Genomic DNA, 19,136 nt, shown 5'->3' with positions numbered 1-19,136 from the left:
ACAATTCCTTATTTGCTGTTGCGCCCTTCCAGGATAGACACATAGTCGGCGATACCCGCTTCCAGCGAGTAGTCCGGCTCGTAGCCGAGTTTTTCCTTGGCCAGCGTCATATCCGCCTGCGTTTTAAGCTGGAAGAACGGATACGGGTTGTCAATGTATTCCGGTTCCAGGTTGGTGCCGAGCTCTTTGTTCAGGCACGCAATGATGGCGTTATAGTCGCGCGGAATGCCGGTGGCGGCGTTGTAGACGCAGGTTTCTTTGCCGTTGTTGAGCGCGCAGAGATTGATTTTGACAATATCTTTTACGTACACAAAATCGCGCTGTTGTTCGCCGTATTTGAATACGCGCGGGCGTTTGCCGGCTTTCATCTGGTTGTAAAGCTGGTATACCATGCTGGCCATTTTGCCTTTATAGTATTCCCCGGGGCCGTAGACGTTGAAATAGCGCAGGCCGATGATGGTCATATCGTTATTGTCTTCGGCAAACTGGCGGGCCACGTTATCCATAATCACTTTGGAAAAACCGTATACGTTTTCCGGGTGCGTGGGCTGCGTTTCCACATTGGGCACGGGGCCGTTGCCGTATGTGGCGGCGGAAGAAGCGTAAATTACTTTTTTAATTTCGTTTTCCGCGGCAAAGTTCAGCAGGTTTTTAAAGGCTTCCACGTTTTGTTCCATCATGGCTTTCTGATCCATCACCGTCGTATCGGTAATGGCGGCTTCGTGGAAAATGGCGTCAAAATACATATCCGTGGGCATGTATTCAAACAAATCCGCGGTGATGACGTCGCCTTTGAACCCGATCAGGTTTTTGAAATGTCCGTTCTTGGAAAAATCGTCCATGACCGTTACTTCATGGCCTTGGGCTTCCAAGGTTTTGGCGATATTGCTGCCGATAAATCCGGCGCCGCCGGTAACCAAGTATTTCTTTTTCGTTTTCGCGTCCATTTATTTCTCCTGTGAAGCGGGTTTAAAAACCGTTTTAAATTCGTCCAGCGTGCTGACCACTTTTTCTTCCACTTCTTTGGTCAGTTCGTTGGCGGCGTTGAGCGTATCCAGCACGTCGGGGCGCTGGGCGCGGGCAAAAGCAAGCAGCTGTTTTTCGTATTCCAATACGTCGCTTACTTCAATGGAATCCAAGTATCCGTGTACGCCCGCATACAACACCAACACTTCTTCGCCCACTTTCAGCGGGGCGTATTGGTTTTGTTTCAACAATTCCGTCATGCGTTTGCCGCGGGCAATTTGGCGCTGGGATTCTTTATCCAGTTCGGAACCGAACTGGGCAAAGCCCGCCAATTCCTGATACTGCGACAAATCAATACGCAGCGTGCCGGCCACTTTGCGCATGGTTTTGCGCTGGGCCGAACCGCCCACGCGCGATACGGACAACCCGACGTTAATAGCCGGTTTGATGCCGCTTAAGAACAAGCTGCTTTCCAGATAAATCTGTCCGTCCGTAATGGAAATGACGTTGGTCGGAATGTAGGCGGACACGTCGTTGGCCTGCGTTTCAATAATCGGCAGCGCCGTCAGCGAACCGCCGCCGTTTTCGTTGGACAGTTTGCACGCGCGTTCCAACAGTCTGGAATGCAAGTAAAATACGTCGCCGGGGTAAGCTTCGCGGCCTGGCGGACGGCGCAGCAGCAAGGACATCTGGCGGTACGCCTGCGCGTGTTTGGACAGATCGTCGTACACAATCAGCACGTCTTTGCCCTGCCACATAAAGTATTCGCCGATGGCGCAGCCCGCGTACGGGGCGATATACAAAAGGGAAGCCGGATCGGACGCCGTCGCCGAGACGACAACGGTGTAATCCATCGCGCCGAAATCCGTGAGCGTTTTGACCACTTGGGCCACCGTGCTCTGTTTTTGGCCGACGGCCACGTAAATGCAGATGCAGCGCTCCGACGCCGGGATGTTCTTTTGGTTGATAATGGCGTCCACCGCGATGGCGGTTTTGCCGGTTTGGCGGTCGCCGATGATCAGCTCGCGCTGGCCTTTTCCGATCGGCACCATGGCGTCAATGGCTTTAATGCCGGTTTGCAGCGGCTGTTTGACGGGTTGGCGGTCAATAATGCCGGGGGCTACAATGTCCAGCGGCATTTTTTTGTCGGCCTTGATGGCGCCTTTGCCGTCCAGCGCGTGGCCCAGCGGGTCTACCACGCGGCCAATCATGTCCGCGCCCACCGGAATGCTGATGACTTCTCCCGTGCGTTTGACCAGGCCGCCTTCATGCACCAAATGGTCGGGCCCCATCAACACACAGCCGACGTTATCATATTCCAGGTTTAACGCCATGCCTTGCACGCCGTTGCCAAAATCCACCAGCTCCGACGCCTTGACGTTGTTCAACCCATGCACGCGGGCGATTCCGTCGCCCACTTGGATGACGGTGCCCACTTCGTTTACGTCGGCAGAAGTGTCAAAATGTTCAATTTTTTCTTTGATGATATTGGTTATTTCTTCGGGTCTAATTGCCATATTTCTACCGTATTAATGTGTCAACTCTTCTTGCAGTTTCATAAGCCGCCCCTGCAAGCTGCCGTCTATCAGTTCCCCCCGGCAAGTCATTTTCAGACCGCCCAACAGCGTCGGGTCAACCGAAAAAGACGCCTCCACCTTCGCACCGTAACGCGCCGAGAGGGCCTCTTGCGTTTGTTTTTTCTGTTCGGGGCTCAGCGCGCGGGCCGACACCACTTCCGCACGCAAAATACCCATCCGCTCGTCCAACAATTCCCCCACGCGGCGGGTAACGGCATCTAAAAGCGGGTAACGTTTTGCGTCAATCAACAGTTCCACAAACGACGCCGTCTCCGGCGCCTGGGAAAGCGCGGCACGCACCGCCTGCTTTTTTTGCCGGGCGGTGACGCGGGGGCTGGTCATTACCTCCCGCACGGACGAAAGCGCCTCTTGCGCGGCGCGCAAATCCTGTGCGCGCCGCTGGGCTTGTTCGTTCGTAGCGCTTAAATCGTTATAGGCGGCGGCATAACGCTGCACCGCAAGTCTGTCTGAACTGTTCATAGTTACTTCGCTTTTATTTCTTCCAACACGCGGTCTACCACGCTCTTGGCGGACTGTTCGCTCATCTGCTGCTGCACCACCTTGGAGGCAGCCAGCACCGCCGTACGGGCAATTTCACCCCGCACGTCCGCGAGCGCTTTGTTCTTTTCCGCTTCAATTTGCGCTTTGGCCTGCGCCAGCAGCCGGTCGGACTGTTCTTTGGCGGCGGAAAGAATTTGCTCTTTCTGCTTTTCTCCGATTTTTACCGCTTCCGCCATCCGTTTGGAGGCTTCTTCGGAAATCTGGGCCAATTTCGCATCCAACTCCTGCTTGAGCGTTTCCGCGGCGGCGCGGGCGTCCTGCGCCTGCTTTTTATCGTCGGCTATTTGCTGTTCGCGTTTTTCCAACCCGCCAATAATGAGGTTCCACGCAAATTTCTTGAGCAAATACACCAACAGTAAAAAGTTGCAGACGGTCAGTACCAGCACGCCGTAGTCCGGCTTTAACAAATCTTCCATACGTTCTTCGTCCTAACGGATTATTTGAGCACCAGCGTCAACAGGCAGATTACCAGCCCCAACATGGCGGCGCCTTCCAACAACGCGGCGATTACAATCATCGTAGAGCGCAAATCGGCACCGGCTTCCGGCTGGCGGGCAATCCCTTCCAACGCAGCGTTACCGATTTTTCCTAACCCCAGCCCCGCTCCGATCACAACTAAACCGGCGCCCAGGCCAGCGGCAATATATTTCAGTGCTACGAGTTCCATATGTTTTTCTCCTTTTGGGCCAAAGCCCTGTTGCTAGATTTTTTAAATCAATGCGTATGAATGACCGATCCGGCAAAAATGCTGGTTAACAGCGTAAATACATACGCCTGCAAAAACGCCACCAGCAGTTCCAGACACGTCATAAAAAGTTCCAACCCCATTGCCGGCAGCAGCGCGCCCGCCCCTGCGGCAATGTGCATCTGTCCGACTACAAAAATAATCAGCAGCAAGCAAATCAGCACCATATGCCCCGAAAGCATATTGGCAAAAAGACGAATCGCCAGTACGCATACTTTGATGATCATACTGACTACTTCCAGCGGGAAAATAAGCGGCACCAGCCAGCCCGGCGTGCCGGACGGAATAAACCCTTTTAAAAACCCGATCGGGCCGTGGAATTTAAGCCCGCAATATAAGATTAGTCCGCCCGAGCACAACGCCAGCGCGGCGGTAACGGAAATGTTGGCCGTGGCGGTTTTCATATTGGGAATCAGCCCCGCCAAAGCGCTGCACAGCACAAACAAAAACAGGGTGCAAAAATACGGCAGGAAGCTTTTTCCTTCTTTGCCCATATTAGGCAGGACAATGCCGTCCCGTATAAACGAAACGTATTCTTCCATCAAGGTCTTCAGCAGGCGCCCTGCGCGGCTGGGCCCCAAGCGGGCAATCCACGAGAGCCCCAACAACAATACCACGCTTATCGCCAACAAGGTAACGGAATGTGTGGTGATCGGCAGGCGGAACCCGTCCAGCGTAACCCCCCAATCGTGATCCAAAATATGGTGTGCAATAATCTCAGCGACGTCCATCTTCTTTTTCTACCTTTTTCAAATTTGTTTTACTGCGGGACATTTTGCCTGCGCCGCGGATAACTTGATACATCCCCAGCGCAAACCCGGCGCCCGCCCCCGCCAGCAACATCCACGGCGAAGTGTCCCACCGCTGATCCAGCCAATACCCCGCGCCCGCACCTAATATCTCGGACACGGCAAATTCCATTCCCAACGTCGTAATTTCCAAATGGTCTTGCTTGGTAAATGGCCCCAGCGCCATGGTTTCCCCCGGTTTGTTTACCGAGCGGTAAGTATATCTATATTATAAAAAACTTTCACCAAAAAAGCTATCTTGGCGAAACCAAAATACCGCTTTCTTTTATTGTAGTAAATCTAAAGAAGTTGCGGGGAGTTTTCCTGCTAAAGAAAAGAAACGGCAAGCGCATAAAAAACCCCGCCGGGAAGCGGGGTTTTTGTTGTTATACGGCGTACGTAAAAATTTTGCTTTCATAGGGTTTTAAATGCAGCTCATACCCTTGCGAAAGCGTTTGCGGCGTAACGGTGATTTTTTCGCCGGTCAGCTCTTCCGTAATCTGGCTGTCCGGGCCGTACACGCCTTTTAAAGACAACCGCCCGTTGGCCGGTGCACTGCTGTAGTTAATCACAATCAGCTTGCCGGTGTTGCGCTGTTTCCACTGCCAAGCCAGGATGTTGCGGTTGGAATCATCACCCATCGCTATGGAAGCCACGTCCCGCAGCGTCCATTGCCCGCCGTGAAACGCCGGGTCGGAAGCGATATGCAGCAATTTTTCGTAGTATTGGGCCACTTCCATATTGGCTTGGAAATCGTCTTTAATGTACTGAATGGGCATCCGTTCCGGGCGGCCCAACAGTTGGAATAAATGGAACATCCGCGCGCCGGGAAGCGTGGCAATAATGGTGCTGGCGGCGAGGGATTTTTCTTTCCCGAACGCTTTTAAGCTTTCTTCTTCGTCGTGGTTGGCCGTAAAGCGGATGGAGCGCATTTGGAACAAATGCTCGGCGCCCAGGTGGCCTTTGATGTTCTCGGCATTGGAAAAGCGGAGCCGGTCATACAGTACTTTATCGTAGGTATAATCAAAACCCAGTTCCTGAATATCCCACTCCAATCCCCAATACACTTCGGCAATAAAAATAAATTCGGGGTGTTTGTCGTGCACGGCCGTCAGCGCCTGGTGCCAAAATTCTTCTTTGGGCAAATTGCCGCCAATAAATTCCCACCACGTGTCGCGCTGGACTTTGTTGAGCGAGAGCATCGCCATATCGCAGCGTACCCCGTCGCACAAATCCGCCACGTGCAACAGATTTTTAAGCATAAATTCGCGGGTTTTGGGGTTGAAATAGTTAAGCTGCGCCGTATCCGTCCACGGGGCGAAATACGGGTCTCTCCCATGCGCAATATAAACGCCGTTTGCGTTTTTGAAAAACCAATCCTTGTGCGCATGCGGTTCCTGCGTGCCGGTGTTGATGTACAAATCCGGGTCGGACGTTACCGTCGGGCTGTCGATGGCGGTATGGTTGCCCACGAAATCCAACAGTAAATTAATTCCCAGCGCGTTTAATTTGCCGCGCAGGGCGGCCAACGCCGCGTCGCCCCCCAACGCTTCATCTACGGTGTATTCGTACACGGCATACGGCGAGGCCGTGATGTCTTCCGGCTTAAAATCCGGTTTAATGGCGCGGATTTGGGCCTGTATGTCCGGGTTGGAGCGTGCAATCTGCTCGGCGGCCGGGCTCAATTTCCATACCCCCATAAACCAAATCGCGTCAAACCCTAAATCTTTGGCCCGCTGCCAATACTCATCCGGCACTTGGTCCAAAGTAAGGGGATGCCCATAGCGCGCTTCCAGGCGTTTGAGCCAGGAGCGCGTATTAATTTCTAAAATGTGCGGATTGGTTCTCATAACAAAATTCCCCTCTTATTTTTATAGCACTTTCTGGGGCGGTTGTAAACCTTTTTTTACCGCTCGGTAAGCTGACAAAATCCGTCCGGAAGGGGCCTGTTTTTGCAACAAAAATCCGCCCCCGAAACCGAGGGCGGATAAAATGAACCGAACGGAAAAACGCTATTTGGAAGCTTCTTCCGGTTCGTGCTCCTCGTCATCTTTGACGACGGGCGCAATGCGGGCGATCTTGTCGCCGGGTTCGAGCTTGGCCAGCGTGACGCCTTGGGCGTTGCGGCTGACGGAGCGAATGTCTGCACAGCGCACGCGGATGGTCATGCCTTTTTCGGTTACGATCATCAGGTCTTTGCTTTCGTCCACTAGCTTAATGCCTACGACCGAGCCGTTGCGGGCGCTGGTTTTGATGGTAATGACGCCCATGCCGCCGCGGTTTTGGCGTTTGTATTCGCTGAATTCGGTGCGTTTGCCAAAGCCGTTTTCGCAGACGGACAGCACATCGGGCTGCGGTTCATCGGCCGGGGCCTGTTCCATCCCCACCACCACGTCGCCTTGCGCCAGGTTGATGGCACGCACGCCCTTGGCCGGGCGGCCCATGCTGCGCACCTGGTTTTCGTCAAAGCGGATGGATTTGCCGTTCTTGGTGGCTACGATAATGTCCGACTTGCCGTGCGTGGTTTGCACGCCGACGAGCACGTCGCCTTCTTCCAAGCCGATGGCAATAATGCCCGTGCGGCGGATGTTGGCAAATTCGCTCAGTTCCACGCGTTTGATGCTGCCGAAGCGGGTGCACATGGTCAGGTACGTATTATCGCAGTGTTTGGGGTTGAATTCCTCAATCGCCACCGCCGAGGTTACCTTTTCTTCGCCCGTTAATTGCAGCAAGTTCACGATGGCTTTGCCTTTGGACAGACGGTTGCCTTCGGGAATTTCAAACGCGCGCAGCGCAAACACGCGGCCGCGGTTGGTGAACATCAAAATCGTCGCGTGCGACGAAGTAATGAAGAGATGCTCAATAAAATCTTCTTCCTTCGTGCGGCTGCCGATGATGCCTTTGCCGCCGCGGTTTTGGCTCTTGTAGGTGGAAAGCGGAATGCGTTTGGCGTAGCCGTCGTTGGAGATGGTAATGACGACGTCTTCCTTCTCAATCAAATCTTCCATGGAGAAGTCCGTTACGTCCGAACCGATTTCCGTGCGGCGCGGGTCGCCGTAATCCTTTTTCAGTTCCTGCAGTTCTTCTACAATGATGTCCAAAACTTTCTGCGGGTTGCCCAAAATGTCCTGCAAATCGGCAATCAACTTCAGCAAATCTTTGCGTTCGTTTTCAATCGCCAGGGCGGACAGTTGGGTCAGCTGGTGTAAGCGCATATCCAAAATAGCCTGCGCCTGCACTTCCGACAGCGTAAAGCGCGACATTAAGGTAAACTTGGCTTCCGTCGGGTCTTTGGCTTTGCGGATAATGGCCACCACTTCGTCCATATTGGCAATGGCCACCAGCAACCCGTTGAGCACATGTTCGCGCTTTTGGGCTTTGTTTAAATCAAATTTGGTGCGGTTGGTAACAATTTCCTGGCGGTGTTTGACGTACGCCTTCATCACTTCTTTCAGCGATAACACCCGCGGGCGGCCGTCTACAATGGCCAGCATGTTGACCGGGAATGACGTTTGCAGCTGGGTGTGTTTGAACAAGTGGTTCAGCACCACTTGGGCGTTGCCGTCGCGTTTGACTTCAATCACCAGCCGCATGCCGCGTCTGTCCGACTCGTCGCGGATGTCGGAAATATCGGTTACCTTTTTGTCTCTTACCAAGCCGACAATGCTTTCAATCAGCGCCGTTTTGTTGACCTGGTACGGAATGGCCGTTACGATAATGGCTTCCCGCCCGTTCTTGCGCTGTTCAATTTCCGTAGAGGCCTGCACTTTGACGCTGCCGTGGCCCGTTTCAAAATACTCGTAAATGCCTTTGGTGCCGCGGATGATGGCCCCCGTCGGGAAATCGGGCCCTTTGATGATTTTCATCATCTCTTTGGTGGAAATATCCGGGTTTTTGATGTAGGCGATAATTCCGTCGCACACTTCACCCAGGTTATGGGTGGGAATGTTGGTGGCCATACCGACGGCGATACCGGAAGACCCGTTGACCAACAGCGCCGGCAGTTTGGCCGGCAGCACGGACGGCTCCATCAGCGAACCGTCGTAGTTGGGGATCATTTTGACGGTGTCTTTGTCCAAATCGCCCAGCATTTCTTCGGAGATGCGCTGCAGGCGGCATTCGGTGTAACGCATGGCGGCGGCGGAGTCGCCGTCAATGGAGCCGAAGTTGCCCTGTCCGTCAATAAGCGGCTTACGCAGCGAAAAATCCTGCACCATACGCACCAGCGTATCGTATACGGCGGTATCGCCGTGCGGGTGGTATTTACCCAACACGTCGCCCACCACACGGGCGGATTTTTTGTAGGGTTTATTGTATTTCAACCCCATTTCGTTCATGGAATACAACACGCGGCGGTGTACGGGTTTGAGGCCGTCGCGCACATCGGGCAAGGCGCGCCCGACGATGACGCTCATCGCGTAATCAATGTAATACGAGCGCATTTCGCCCGCGATGTCGCGCTGTTGGATGTTGCCAAACAAGTCCACATTGGCGTTTTGGGCTTGGGGCTGGTTGTTGGTTTCTTCACTCATTAAAAATATCTCCTGTTACGGATAAATCGTTGTTCCGGGCGGCGTTTGAAACCGCCCGGAAGCGGTTAAATGTCCAAGTTCTTTACTTCCAGCGCGTGCGATTGGATAAAATCGCGGCGCGGTTCCACGCGGTCGCCCATGAGCATGGTAAAAGCCTGCTCCGTATCGGCGGCGTCGTTGATTTTTACCTGGATTAATTTGCGTTTGGCGGGGTCCATGGTGGTTTCCCACAATTGTTCGGGGTTCATTTCCCCTAACCCTTTGTAGCGCTGAATGGTGGCGCCGGCGGAAGCGGCTTCCTTCACCGCGTGCAACAGTTCCGCCAAGCTGTAGACCAGCGCGTCGGTTTTGCCGTTGTTGACTTTAAAGAGCGGGTTGACGCGGTCTTTTTCGCTTTCAATCACGGGGTACTGCGCAAACGTAAAGCCGAACGTTTCCATTTTCTTTTCGTCCGCCAACAGTTTGCCGAATTCAAACAGGCTTTGGTGTTCGGGAATCAGGCTGTCGTTGCTGACGGCATCCACATCCACGCCGTCGGCCGCCAATTCTTCGCGTTTTTCCTGCATATACTGGTTTTCGTAATCGCGGTATTCCTGTTCGGCGTAGAAATAGCGGAAGCCGCCGCTTTTAAGCGGAATGCGGTACACCGGCACTTTGCCTTCCGAAAGGAAAGCCATAAAGTCCGAAAGCGTGATGTTTTTCACTTCCAGTTTGGCTAAAATATCTTCCACGTCGCGCAGTACTTTCAAGAGGTCGCGCAGCTGTTCGGCGCTTAAGGCTTCGTTCTTTTTCATATCGGTTACGGTGACCGTAGCCAAGCCTTCTTTCATCAGCCACTGCTGCATTTGTTCTTCCGTCTGCAAGTATTGCTCCACTTTTCCTTTTTTGACTTTGTACAAAGGCGGCTGCGCCAAATAAATGTGCCCGCCTTCAATAAGCGGCTTTAACTGGCGGTAGAAGAACGTTAAAAGCAGGGTGGAAATGTGCTGTCCGTCCACATCGGCATCAGCCATTAAAATAATTTTGTGGTAGCGCAGTTTGGAGATATCAAATCCGCCTTCCCCTTCGCCTACGCCCGTACCCACGGCGGCGATTAAGTCGCGCACGGTATCGCTGGACAAAATTTTCACGAGCGGCGCTTTTTCCACGTTTAAAATTTTACCGCGAAGAGGCAAAATGGCCTGAAATACGCGGTCGCGCCCTTGTTTGGCAGAACCGCCGGCGGAGTCCCCTTCCACGAGGAACAACTCGCATTTGGAAGAGTCGCGTTCCTGGCAGTCGGCCAGTTTGCCGGGCAGTCCACCGCCTTCCAGCGCGCCTTTGCGGCGGGTTAAATCGCGCGCTTTGCGCGCCGCTTCACGCGCCACGGCGGCGCCTACGCATTTTTCGCAAATGGCGCGGGCCGTTTTGGGGTTTTCTTCAAAGAAAGTGGCCAACGTATCGCTGACTACGGAGCGGACAATACCTTCCACTTCCGAGTTGCCGAGTTTGGTTTTGGTCTGCCCTTCAAACTGCGGATGCGGAATTTTAACCGATAAGACGGCCGTTAAGCCTTCTTTAATATCATCCCCCGTCACGGATACGTCTTTGTGTTTGGAGATGTTATTGTTTTTAATATATTCGTTAATAATACGCGTCAGCGAGCTGCGAAAACCGCTTAAATGCGTACCGCCTTCCACGGTGTGAATGTTGTTTACGAACGAAAACACGTTTTCGGAATAGCTTTCGTTGTACTGAATGGCAAACGAAATATAATTATCCCCCACTTCTTTGGTTAAGTAAATAGGTTCGGGGTTAATAACGGTTTTGTTGGTATTTAAGTATTTGACAAACTGGGCAATGCCGCCTTCAAAATGGAAGGTAACGGTTTGATTGTCTTCTTTGCGTTCGTCGGTATAGATAATTTTGACGCCCGCGTTTAAAAACGCCAGTTCGCGCAGGCGGTTGCCGATGGTTTCGGTGGAAAAGGCGAGCTCGCCGAAAATTTCTTTATCGGCGTGGAACGTAACTTTAGTACCGTGTTCCTGCGTATCGCCGATGATTTTAACGGCTTCTTCCGGCTTGCCGCGGTGATAGCGCTGAAAATATACATGCCCGTTGCGGCGCACTTCCACTTCCATGGTTTCAGACAAGGCGTTTACGCACGAAACACCCACCCCGTGCAGACCGCCGGACACTTTATAAGCGCCGCTGTCAAACTTGCCGCCGGCGTGCAGCACCGTCATCACGACTTCCAAGGCGGATTTGTTGCGCAGTTTGGCGTCTTTGGCGTTTTTCATTAAATCTACGGGGATACCGCGCCCATCGTCTTGGATGGAGCAGGTCATATCGTCTTTAATGGTAACGGTAATGGTGGTCGCTCCGCCCGCCAAAATTTCGTCTACCGAGTTGTCCACCACTTCATACACCAAATGGTGCAGACCGGGCAGCCCCGTAGAGCCAATATACATGGCCGGACGTTTACGTACCGCTTCCAAACCTTCTAAAACGGTAATTTTGGAAGAATCGTAATCCTTCTCTTTCTGTTCTTCTGTCATCAAAAACTCCTTTGTCAGACTTTGTAAATCGTTATTGGATTTCTATTTTATGAATCCACGGTGTTTCAAAATGTTTGTTCAGCTCGGCAATTAATTGGTTTCTGTATCCCACCAATTCGTTGCGCGCTACGGCTTGCTTTACTTTCACGTACAGCGTATCTTCTTTAACGGCCTTTAACACCCAAAATTGGCTTTTGTTTCCCACCAGCCGGTTCCAGACGTGGTTTAAAATCATCAGCTGGTTTAACCGGCTGTGCAACGGGTTAAAACGCGAGTCTAATTCCTGGCTGGAGCGCCATTGTTTTTTGGGGTTTTGGCCGAATTTCATTACGCTCTCACCGGCATAATGACGTATTTAAACGTCGCATCGCCCACCGGCTCAATCAGCACCGGCTGGGACGCATTAATAAACGAGAAAGAAACTTTTTCCGACGAAATGTTTTTTAATACGTCAATAATATACTGCGGGTTAAAGGCCGCATCAAACGCTTCCTGCGTGTATTCAATCGGCAGTTCATCGGTAAAATCCATATTTTGGGAATTGGAAGAAACCGTCAGCGTATTATTTTCAAGCTTATATTTCACCACGCTTCCAAATTCGCCCGCGCACAACGCAGCCCGGCGGGTGGAAGCCAGTAATTCTTTGTCAAACACTTCAAACCCAATGTTCTTCTTAGTGGGGATGACTTGTTTATAATTCGGAAAATTTCCTTCAATCAAGCGTGAAATAAACGTCGTTTCGTTCATCATAAAGCTGACCTGGTTGGACGCCACGTTTACTTCAATTTTGCTGTCTTTGCCGGGTTTGGCAATGGTAATATAGCGGCAAAGTTCCGTTAAGACTTTGGTAGGAATAATAATTTTAAATTCCTGGCTGCCGGGCAACGCCTCGTGCGAGGCTACCGCCAGGCGGCCGCCGTCCGTCGCTACAATTTCAAATTTTTCGGCGGTATTGTTCCACAACAAGCCGTTTAAAATATAGCGGGTTTCCTGCGTGGAAGCGGAAAAAGCCGTTTTTTCAATCATTTGCTGCAGCAAGAGCGGATCTAAAGAAACGCTGTTGGCGCGTTCCACTTCCGGGATGGCCGGGTATTCGGATTTCGGCGTACCGATGACCCAAAATTTGCTTTTGCCGGATTTGATATGAAATTTATTGTTTTCATCGCTGTAGAGATTAATTTCTTTATCATCCGGAAGGTTTTTAATAATATCGGAAAATTCTTTAATCGGCACGGTAATGCTGCCTTCTTCTTCCACTTCAGCGTTTACGTAGTGGATGGTAGCCATTTCCATATCGGTGCGGACGAGTTTTAATTTTCCGCCCTGCGCTTCCATTAAAAAGTTGTGCAAAATCGGAAGCGTGGTGCGAGACGAAACACCCGCAGAAACAATTTGAATTCCTTCCAAGAGCGTGTCTTTAGTAATATTTATTTTCATATCTTAATCCCTATTTATATGTCTTGTTTATTGTGTGGATTCTGTTTATTTACCTATACAATCTGTCCGGCGGCCCTGTGTATAACTTGCTTTTTTTATCCACATCATACACCGCCCCAAAAATCGTTCGCAGTTAAGTGTTCTTTTTCCCCCACTTATCCACTGTTTTTTATTTTTTATCCACAGCTTTAATATCCATAATAATTTGATTGATTTCGGCCGCAAAAAACGGATCCTGCTCTATTTTTTCTTTCACTACGTCTCTTGCGTGTACGACGGTGCTGTGGTCGCGGTTAAATTCCCGCCCGATTTCCGGCAGCGACAAATCCGTCAGTTCTGTGGTTAAGTACATGGCAATCTGCCGCGGCCAGGCAATGGACTGGGTTTTACGTTTGGAATTGAAATCTTCCATGCGGATATTAAAATGTTTGCCGACGATCTTTTTAATTACGTTTACGTTAATGTTTAAATCCGTTTCGTTGGTTAAAATATCCGCCAGCAGTTCTTTGGCAATGGCAATAGTGGGCGTAACGCCGTGCATGCTGCAATACGCTACCAGCCTAAACAGCGAGCCTTCCAATTCGCGGATATTGGTTTGAATGCCTTCTGCAATAAACGAAAGGACATCATCGCCAATATCAAAATTAATGGAATCGCGTTTTTGGCGCAGAATGGCAATGCGGGTTTCTAAATTAGGGCGCTTCACCTCCGCAATAATGCCGGAGAGCAAACGGGAGGACAAACGCTCGTCCAAGTCCAGTTGCTGCGGGGTGCGGTCGGAGGAAAGCACAATTTGTTTTCGGCTTTCAAACAGCGCGTTAAAGGTATAGAAAAATTCAATTTCACTGGCGGATTTTCCGGCCACAAACTGAATATCGTCCATTAAAAAACAATCCAGCGAACGGTATTTTTTGCGGAAGCTTTCCGATGATTTATTTTGCAGCGCTTCAATATATTCGCTGACGAATTCCTCGCCGGACATATACAAGACGCGCGCATCGGGATTTTCTTTTAAAATTTGGTTTCCGATGGCGTGCAGCAGGTGGGTTTTTCCGAGCCCGGGGGCGGAATAAATTACCAGCGGGTTATTTTCACGGTTACCCAGTTTGTGCACTACCGCTTCGGCCGCTTTATAAGCAAAGCGGTTGGAAGGGGATTCAATAAAATTATCAAAGGTATACGAGGAATTTAAGCGCGAGGGAAACGGATTTTTTTTAATAACAGGCGCCGGTGCGGGAGCGGCCGGGATGACGTCTTCTGCCGAGTTGACGGCCGGAGCCGCCGCTTGCGCAGAGACCGCATACACGACTGTAATTTCCGCTCCTAAATGTTTCAAAAAAGCGTCTGTAATAATCGTTTCGTAGCGTTCCCGAATGGTTTTCCCCCAAAATTGGTTGGGAAGGGTAATGGTCAGCGTGTTGCCTTCATAGATAAATTGGGCAGGACGCAACCACATGTCGTACGGATCTTTTCCTATAATATTTTCTATATCCTGAAAAACGGGAATCAACTGGGGGTAAGCTTGTAAATTCTCCACAATAATGCCGCCATAAAGAAGTATTTCTTAAATATTACCACTTATTTTTAGGCAGGTCAATGATAAAAAACATAGAAAATGATTTTAAATAGCTAAAAAACGCTCAAATTTTCATTTTTTAAAAAATAAGCCCCTTCCCCCTTATAAAATACTGAAATGCATTTTTACAAGGTTTTACTAAAAAAACACTTTTTAAAAAGGAAACTAGTTAGTTTTTGGGCTTGTGCAGTTCGGATATTCCTTTTATAATAAAAGAGATTTCTTTTTTATTACAGAATAAGCTACAATATTAATAGGAATTATTATTAATAAATATGAATACACCCAAGATTACGTTTAATGGCCTAGCCGTTTCACTAAGTGGACATACGCTTCAAATCGGCGACAAAGCCCCCTCTTTCCAATTGGTGGGCAACTCGCTGGAGCCGGTCAGCTCTGACAGGTTTGCCGGGCGGGTATTGGTTATTTCGTGCGTGCCTTCGTTAGATACGCCGGTATGCAGTCTGGAAACCCGCCGTTTTAATCAGGAAGCGGCCGCTTTGCCGGGGGACGTAACCATTTTAACCGTCAGCCGGGATTTGCCGTTTGCGCAGGCCCGGTGGTGCGCCGCCAACGGAATTAAGCAGGTGCTTACCGCCTCGGATTACCGCAATTTTGGCTTTGCGCAAGACTACGGGGTACTGTTGGAAGATTTAGGGTTGTTAACGCGCGCCGTTTTTATAGTGGACAAACAAGGTATAATAAGATATATCCAGTTTGTTCCTGAAGTGACGCAAGAACCGGATTACAAAGAAGTGCTTGCTGAAATACAAAAAGTACTGTAACAGGAGAAACTTTATGACGAAAGTAAACGAAATTTATAAATGCTCTGTATGCGGAAACATGGTGGAAGTTGTACACGCCGGCGGGGGGGAACTGGTCTGCTGCGGCAAGCCGATGCAACTGCAAAACCCCGGCACCACCGACGGAGCAACCGAAAAACACGTACCGGTAATTGAAAAAATTGAAGGGGGGTATCGTGTTAAAGTAGGCAGTGTGGCGCACCCGATGCTGGACGCCCATTATATTGAATGGATTGAGCTGATTTGCGAAGAATGCGGCAAAGTGCAGCGCAAATACTTAAAACCCGGCGACGCGCCGGAAGCGGTATTTGAAACCAAGGCGGAAAAAGTAACCGCGCGGGAATACTGCAATTTGCACGGTTTGTGGCAGAAAGAAAATTAATTTTTTGCGCCCTCCTCGTCTGTGGAGGGCGCTTATTGACTTTAGGAGAAAGCAACTATGATGGAAGCGGTAAAAATTTCAGAGCATGTTTATTGGGTGGGTGCGATTGATTGGAACATCCGGGATTTTCACGGGTATTCCACCAAACGCGGCACGACGTATAACGCTTATTTGGTGATGGGGGAAAAACCCACGCTGATTGATACGGTAAAAAAAGAATTTTACGGCGAAATGATGGAACGGATCCAAAGCGTGATCGATCCGAAAAAAATTAAAATCATCATTTCCAACCATTCGGAGATGGATCACTCCGGCGCCCTGCCGCAGGCAGTCAATTATATCCAGCCCGAGGAAGTGTATGTGTCCGATATGGGCTTTAAGGATATTACGGCCCAGTTTCATTGTGATTTGAAATTAAAAACCGTCAAAACCGGCGACCGGATCGACGTCGGCGGCGATACGATTTCGTTTGTAGAAGCCCGCATGCTGCACTGGCCGGACAGTATGTTTTCCTATCTGGAAAAAGAAAACGTTTTGTTTACCAACGACGTATTCGGCATGCATTATGCCACGAGCAAATTGTTTGACGACGAGAACGAAGAACGCCTGTGGCTCTACGAGGCCGAGAAATACTACGCCAATATCGTGTTGCCGTATTCGGATATTGTGCTGCGCTTTTTAGGGCAAGTGCAAAAGATGGGGCTTTCTCCTCGGATGATTGCTCCGGATCACGGGTTTATTTGGCGCAAAGATCCTTCCAAAATTATTAGTTTGTACGCCAAATGGGCTTCTCAGGCGCCTAAAAATAAGGCGATTGTCGTCTATGATACGATGTGGGGCAGCACGGAAAAAATGGCCAATTATATTACCGACGGCCTGCGGGCGGGGGGAACGGAAGTCAAACAGCTTTCCATGCATTCCAATCACCGCAGCGACGTGGCGACGGAACTGTTGGATTCCAGCGCGTTGCTTATTGGCTCTCCGGTGCTCAACAGCCAGATTTTCCCGGCGATGGCAGACGTTTTGTGCTATTTAAAGGGCCTTCGCAAAAAAGGCCTGGTCGGTGCGGCGTTTGGTTCATACGGCTGGAACGGTTCGCCGGTGGACGAGCTGACCAAAACGTTGGAAAGCATGAACGTGGAAGTGGTAGCGCCGGCGGTTAAATCTTTGTTTGTTCCCGACGAAAAAGTAAAACAAGCCTGCCGGGATTTGGGGCTAGCCGTCAGCAAAAAATTGGCGGAAAAAGTAAAATAGGAGTGTTCTATGTCGGCGCAAGACATTAACGAAGGCCTTCATTACGTGACGTATGGTTTGTATATTGTTACGACGGCAGACGAAGGAAAACAGAATGGACTGATTGTTAATACCGTTTTCCAAGTAACGGCGGAACCGGCCCGCGTGGCGATTTCCGTCAATAAAAAGAGTCTGACGCACGAAATGATTACCAAAAGCCGTGTTTTTGCCGCCATGCCGCTGGAACAACAAACGCCGCTTCCGTTTATCGGAATTTTTGGTTTTCGGACGGGACGGACGTTTGATAAATTGGCCAAAGTGCCGCATAAAACAGGGTTTTTAGGCTGTCCGATTGTAACGGAGCACACGCTTTCGTATATGGAAATTGAAGTGTGCCAGACGTTGGATGTCGGCAGTCACACCTTGTTTGTAGGCGAAGTAAAAGACGCCGGAGTGATTAAGCCGCAGGGTACGGCGCTGACGTATGCGTACTACCATGATGTCATCAAAGGCAAAACGCCGGCGGGTGCAACTCATTTATAAAAATAAAAGAGAGGAATATCTTATGGTAAAATATGTGTGCGAAGTTTGTGGTTATACGTATGACCCCGCAGTGGGCGATCCGGACAACGGCGTTCCGGCCGGAACCAAATGGGAAGATGTAAAAGAAGACTGGGTTTGCCCGGTTTGCGGGGTAGGAAAGGATCAGTTTAAGCCGGAAAATTAAATTTTAGGCTGGTTTTGAAAAAAATGCTTAAATTTTAAGTATTTTTTAGATACCTTCCCGGGGCTTCCGCAAGGAGGCCCTTTTTTTATAATCTATTATTTCGTTCGGATAAATTTATCCGGCAGTTGGCAAACTTGCTATAATAAACCATATGAAGATTTTATATGTGATTACTTCTACCGAAACCGGCGGTGCGGAAAAAGCATTGGCGGAATTGGTGTTGTATATGTGCCAAGCCAATACGGTAAAAGTAATTTCATTAAAACCGTTGGGGGCGGTGGGCCGGGCCTTACAGCAAAAAGGGATAGAGGTAGAATCGCTGGAAATGAAATGGTATTCCCTGCGGATTATTCAGCGCTTGGCGGCGCGGATCAAAGCCTTTCATCCGGATATCATGCATGCTATGCTTTACCGGGCGATTGAATATACGCGGGTGGCTTGTGCCGGCACGCATATTCCGCTTCTTACAACCCCTCATTTTGACTTATCCAAAAAATCGTTTGCCCTGCGCTGGACAGACCGTATCTTAAAAGATTTGGACACGTTAACGGTTGCCGAATCGTTTACCACCGCCCGCTATTTGGTGGAACATCAAAATTATCAAAAAGAGAAAGTCTATCTGTTGCCCAACGGAGCCGATCCGCGGGTATTTTTCCCGGATGAAAAGGCACGGAATCTGATGCGCAAAACATACGGTTTTGCACCCAATCAGCCTATTTTTATCAGTGTAGCGCGCTTAGCCCCGGTGAAAGACCCGCTTACGCTGTTGCAGGCGTTTCGCAATCTGCTGCGCACGGTTCCTTCCGCACGGTTAATCTATGTTGGGGAGGGGAAGGAACGCAATGCGCTGGAGCAATATATCGCTTCCACGCATATGCAAAAGGAAGTGTTTTTGCCGGGGGAACAAGCGCATATTAATGACTGGCTAAATATGGCAGATGTATTTGTTCTTTCCTCTGTGGAAGAATCCCTGCCGCTGGCGTTATTAGAAGCGTTGCGGGTAGGGCTTCCGTGTGTAGTCAGCCAAGTTGGGGATATGCCCTTATGGGTCGAACACGGGCAAAACGGCTTTGTGTTTTATCCACAGGATATTACGCTGCTTAGCTGTCTGCTAACGGAGCTAGCCCAAAGCGCGGAGCTCCGTCGGAAAATGGGAGCGCGCTCGTTGGAACTAACCGCTCGGATGACGGATACTTCTCCACAATATCAACACCTTTATCAACAAATTAAAGACAAGAGTTTTCACGTGAAAACACAACAATAGGAGTCTAA

Annotated in this window: 19 protein-coding genes; 6 read left to right on the top strand and 13 right to left on the bottom strand. The window is 50.2% G+C overall.

Translation table 11 applies throughout. The features are described from left to right. Positions 1–8: 8 nt before the first annotated feature. The 13 genes from rfaD to dnaA all read right to left on the bottom strand — a co-directional run bounded on the left by rfaD (position 9) and on the right by dnaA (position 14,680). Positions 9–947, bottom strand: a complete 939-nt coding sequence (rfaD, locus tag B5F75_RS02485) for an ADP-glyceromanno-heptose 6-epimerase (protein ID WP_087287415.1) — start codon at positions 945–947, stop codon at positions 9–11. Next, entirely contained in the window at positions 948–2,483 is a 1,536-nt protein-coding gene (gene atpA, locus B5F75_RS02480; protein WP_087287413.1) for a F0F1 ATP synthase subunit alpha, read from the bottom strand. A 12-nt stretch (positions 2,484–2,495) separates the two neighbouring features. Beyond that, positions 2,496–3,023, bottom strand: a complete 528-nt coding sequence (gene atpH, locus B5F75_RS02475) for an ATP synthase F1 subunit delta (protein ID WP_087287411.1) — start codon at positions 3,021–3,023, stop codon at positions 2,496–2,498. A 2-nt stretch (positions 3,024–3,025) separates the two neighbouring features. Further along, positions 3,026–3,520, bottom strand: coding sequence for a F0F1 ATP synthase subunit B (gene atpF, locus B5F75_RS02470; protein WP_087287408.1), 495 nt, complete (start codon positions 3,518–3,520; stop codon positions 3,026–3,028). A gap of 20 nt (positions 3,521–3,540) precedes the next feature. Then, complete coding sequence (atpE, locus tag B5F75_RS02465; protein WP_087287405.1) at positions 3,541–3,771, bottom strand: ATP synthase F0 subunit C; 231 nt, start codon at positions 3,769–3,771, stop codon at positions 3,541–3,543. Between the two features lie 47 nt (positions 3,772–3,818). Then, the gene (gene atpB, locus B5F75_RS02460) at positions 3,819–4,580 is read right to left on the bottom strand and encodes a F0F1 ATP synthase subunit A (protein WP_087287401.1); all 762 of its coding nucleotides are present in this window, start codon (positions 4,578–4,580) and stop codon (positions 3,819–3,821) included. Continuing rightward, a complete protein-coding gene (locus B5F75_RS02455) occupies positions 4,567–4,824 on the bottom strand; it encodes an AtpZ/AtpI family protein (protein ID WP_087287398.1) in 258 nt (85 codons plus the stop codon). The genes atpB and B5F75_RS02455 overlap by 14 nt, the downstream gene beginning before the upstream one ends. Positions 4,825–5,023: 199 nt before the next feature. Then, a complete protein-coding gene (locus B5F75_RS02450; RefSeq protein WP_087287394.1) occupies positions 5,024–6,487 on the bottom strand; it encodes an alpha-amylase family glycosyl hydrolase in 1,464 nt (487 codons plus the stop codon). A 162-nt stretch (positions 6,488–6,649) separates the two neighbouring features. Then, positions 6,650–9,169 (bottom strand): DNA gyrase subunit A, encoded by a 2,520-nt coding sequence (gene gyrA / locus B5F75_RS02445; RefSeq protein WP_087287391.1) that lies wholly within the window; start codon positions 9,167–9,169, stop codon positions 6,650–6,652. A gap of 65 nt (positions 9,170–9,234) precedes the next feature. Then, positions 9,235–11,706, bottom strand: coding sequence for a DNA topoisomerase (ATP-hydrolyzing) subunit B (gyrB, locus tag B5F75_RS02440; protein WP_087287389.1), 2,472 nt, complete (start codon positions 11,704–11,706; stop codon positions 9,235–9,237). A gap of 31 nt (positions 11,707–11,737) precedes the next feature. Further along, positions 11,738–12,034: a DciA family protein gene (locus B5F75_RS02435; RefSeq protein ID WP_087287384.1), complete on the bottom strand. Its 297-nt coding sequence runs from the start codon at positions 12,032–12,034 to the stop codon at positions 11,738–11,740. Next, positions 12,034–13,143, bottom strand: coding sequence for a DNA polymerase III subunit beta (gene dnaN, locus B5F75_RS02430; RefSeq protein WP_087287382.1), 1,110 nt, complete (start codon positions 13,141–13,143; stop codon positions 12,034–12,036). Before dnaN ends, B5F75_RS02435 begins: the two co-directional genes overlap by 1 nt. Positions 13,144–13,312: 169 nt before the next feature. Further along, entirely contained in the window at positions 13,313–14,680 is a 1,368-nt protein-coding gene (dnaA, locus tag B5F75_RS02425; protein WP_087287379.1) for a chromosomal replication initiator protein DnaA, read from the bottom strand. Positions 14,681–14,994: 314 nt separating this feature from the next. Here dnaA and tpx point away from each other — a divergent pair, with 314 nt between their 5' ends. The 6 genes from tpx (at position 14,995) to B5F75_RS02395 (ending at position 19,128) form a co-directional block, all read left to right on the top strand. Then, positions 14,995–15,504: a thiol peroxidase gene (gene tpx / locus B5F75_RS02420; RefSeq protein ID WP_087287376.1), complete on the top strand. Its 510-nt coding sequence runs from the start codon at positions 14,995–14,997 to the stop codon at positions 15,502–15,504. A gap of 13 nt (positions 15,505–15,517) precedes the next feature. Further along, a complete protein-coding gene (locus tag B5F75_RS02415; RefSeq protein WP_087287373.1) occupies positions 15,518–15,904 on the top strand; it encodes a desulfoferrodoxin in 387 nt (128 codons plus the stop codon). A 57-nt stretch (positions 15,905–15,961) separates the two neighbouring features. Next, positions 15,962–17,158 (top strand): FprA family A-type flavoprotein, encoded by a 1,197-nt coding sequence (locus B5F75_RS02410; protein WP_204201198.1) that lies wholly within the window; start codon positions 15,962–15,964, stop codon positions 17,156–17,158. A 9-nt stretch (positions 17,159–17,167) separates the two neighbouring features. After that, positions 17,168–17,680, top strand: coding sequence for a flavin reductase family protein (locus tag B5F75_RS02405; RefSeq protein WP_087287370.1), 513 nt, complete (start codon positions 17,168–17,170; stop codon positions 17,678–17,680). Positions 17,681–17,702: 22 nt separating this feature from the next. Beyond that, complete coding sequence (gene rd / locus B5F75_RS02400) at positions 17,703–17,864, top strand: rubredoxin (RefSeq protein ID WP_087287366.1); 162 nt, start codon at positions 17,703–17,705, stop codon at positions 17,862–17,864. 151 nt (positions 17,865–18,015) lie between these two features. Then, positions 18,016–19,128, top strand: coding sequence for a glycosyltransferase (locus B5F75_RS02395; protein ID WP_087287363.1), 1,113 nt, complete (start codon positions 18,016–18,018; stop codon positions 19,126–19,128). The last annotated feature ends 8 nt before the right edge of the window (positions 19,129–19,136 follow it).

Origin of the sequence: Elusimicrobium sp. An273, assembly GCF_002159705.1 — a bacterium.
In the GTDB taxonomy this organism is placed as follows: Bacteria; Elusimicrobiota; Elusimicrobia; order Elusimicrobiales; family Elusimicrobiaceae; genus Avelusimicrobium; species Avelusimicrobium gallicola.
This window is presented reverse-complemented; position numbering and strand designations above follow the sequence as displayed.

Bases quoted from the DNA above. Each gene is read 5' to 3' on its own strand.
- B5F75_RS02450 (WP_087287394.1), bottom strand. From the start codon at position 6,487: ATGAGAACCAATCCGCACATTTTAGAAATTAATACGCGCTCCTGGCTC.
- atpB (WP_087287401.1), bottom strand. From the start codon at position 4,580: ATGGACGTCGCTGAGATTATTGCACACCATATTTTGGATCACGATTGG.
- B5F75_RS02415 (WP_087287373.1), top strand. From the start codon at position 15,518: ATGACGAAAGTAAACGAAATTTATAAATGCTCTGTATGCGGAAACATG.
- dnaN (WP_087287382.1), bottom strand. From the start codon at position 13,143: ATGAAAATAAATATTACTAAAGACACGCTCTTGGAAGGAATTCAAATT.
- B5F75_RS02435 (WP_087287384.1), bottom strand. From the start codon at position 12,034: ATGAAATTCGGCCAAAACCCCAAAAAACAATGGCGCTCCAGCCAGGAA.
- atpE (WP_087287405.1), bottom strand. From the start codon at position 3,771: ATGGAACTCGTAGCACTGAAATATATTGCCGCTGGCCTGGGCGCCGGT.
- B5F75_RS02455 (WP_087287398.1), bottom strand. From the start codon at position 4,824: ATGGCGCTGGGGCCATTTACCAAGCAAGACCATTTGGAAATTACGACG.
- atpH (WP_087287411.1), bottom strand. From the start codon at position 3,023: ATGAACAGTTCAGACAGACTTGCGGTGCAGCGTTATGCCGCCGCCTAT.
- B5F75_RS02405 (WP_087287370.1), top strand. From the start codon at position 17,168: ATGTCGGCGCAAGACATTAACGAAGGCCTTCATTACGTGACGTATGGT.
- tpx (WP_087287376.1), top strand. From the start codon at position 14,995: ATGAATACACCCAAGATTACGTTTAATGGCCTAGCCGTTTCACTAAGT.
- rd (WP_087287366.1), top strand. From the start codon at position 17,703: ATGGTAAAATATGTGTGCGAAGTTTGTGGTTATACGTATGACCCCGCA.
- rfaD (WP_087287415.1), bottom strand. From the start codon at position 947: ATGGACGCGAAAACGAAAAAGAAATACTTGGTTACCGGCGGCGCCGGA.
- atpF (WP_087287408.1), bottom strand. From the start codon at position 3,520: ATGGAAGATTTGTTAAAGCCGGACTACGGCGTGCTGGTACTGACCGTC.
- gyrB (WP_087287389.1), bottom strand. From the start codon at position 11,706: ATGACAGAAGAACAGAAAGAGAAGGATTACGATTCTTCCAAAATTACC.
- B5F75_RS02410 (WP_204201198.1), top strand. From the start codon at position 15,962: ATGATGGAAGCGGTAAAAATTTCAGAGCATGTTTATTGGGTGGGTGCG.
- atpA (WP_087287413.1), bottom strand. From the start codon at position 2,483: ATGGCAATTAGACCCGAAGAAATAACCAATATCATCAAAGAAAAAATT.
- B5F75_RS02395 (WP_087287363.1), top strand. From the start codon at position 18,016: ATGAAGATTTTATATGTGATTACTTCTACCGAAACCGGCGGTGCGGAA.
- gyrA (WP_087287391.1), bottom strand. From the start codon at position 9,169: ATGAGTGAAGAAACCAACAACCAGCCCCAAGCCCAAAACGCCAATGTG.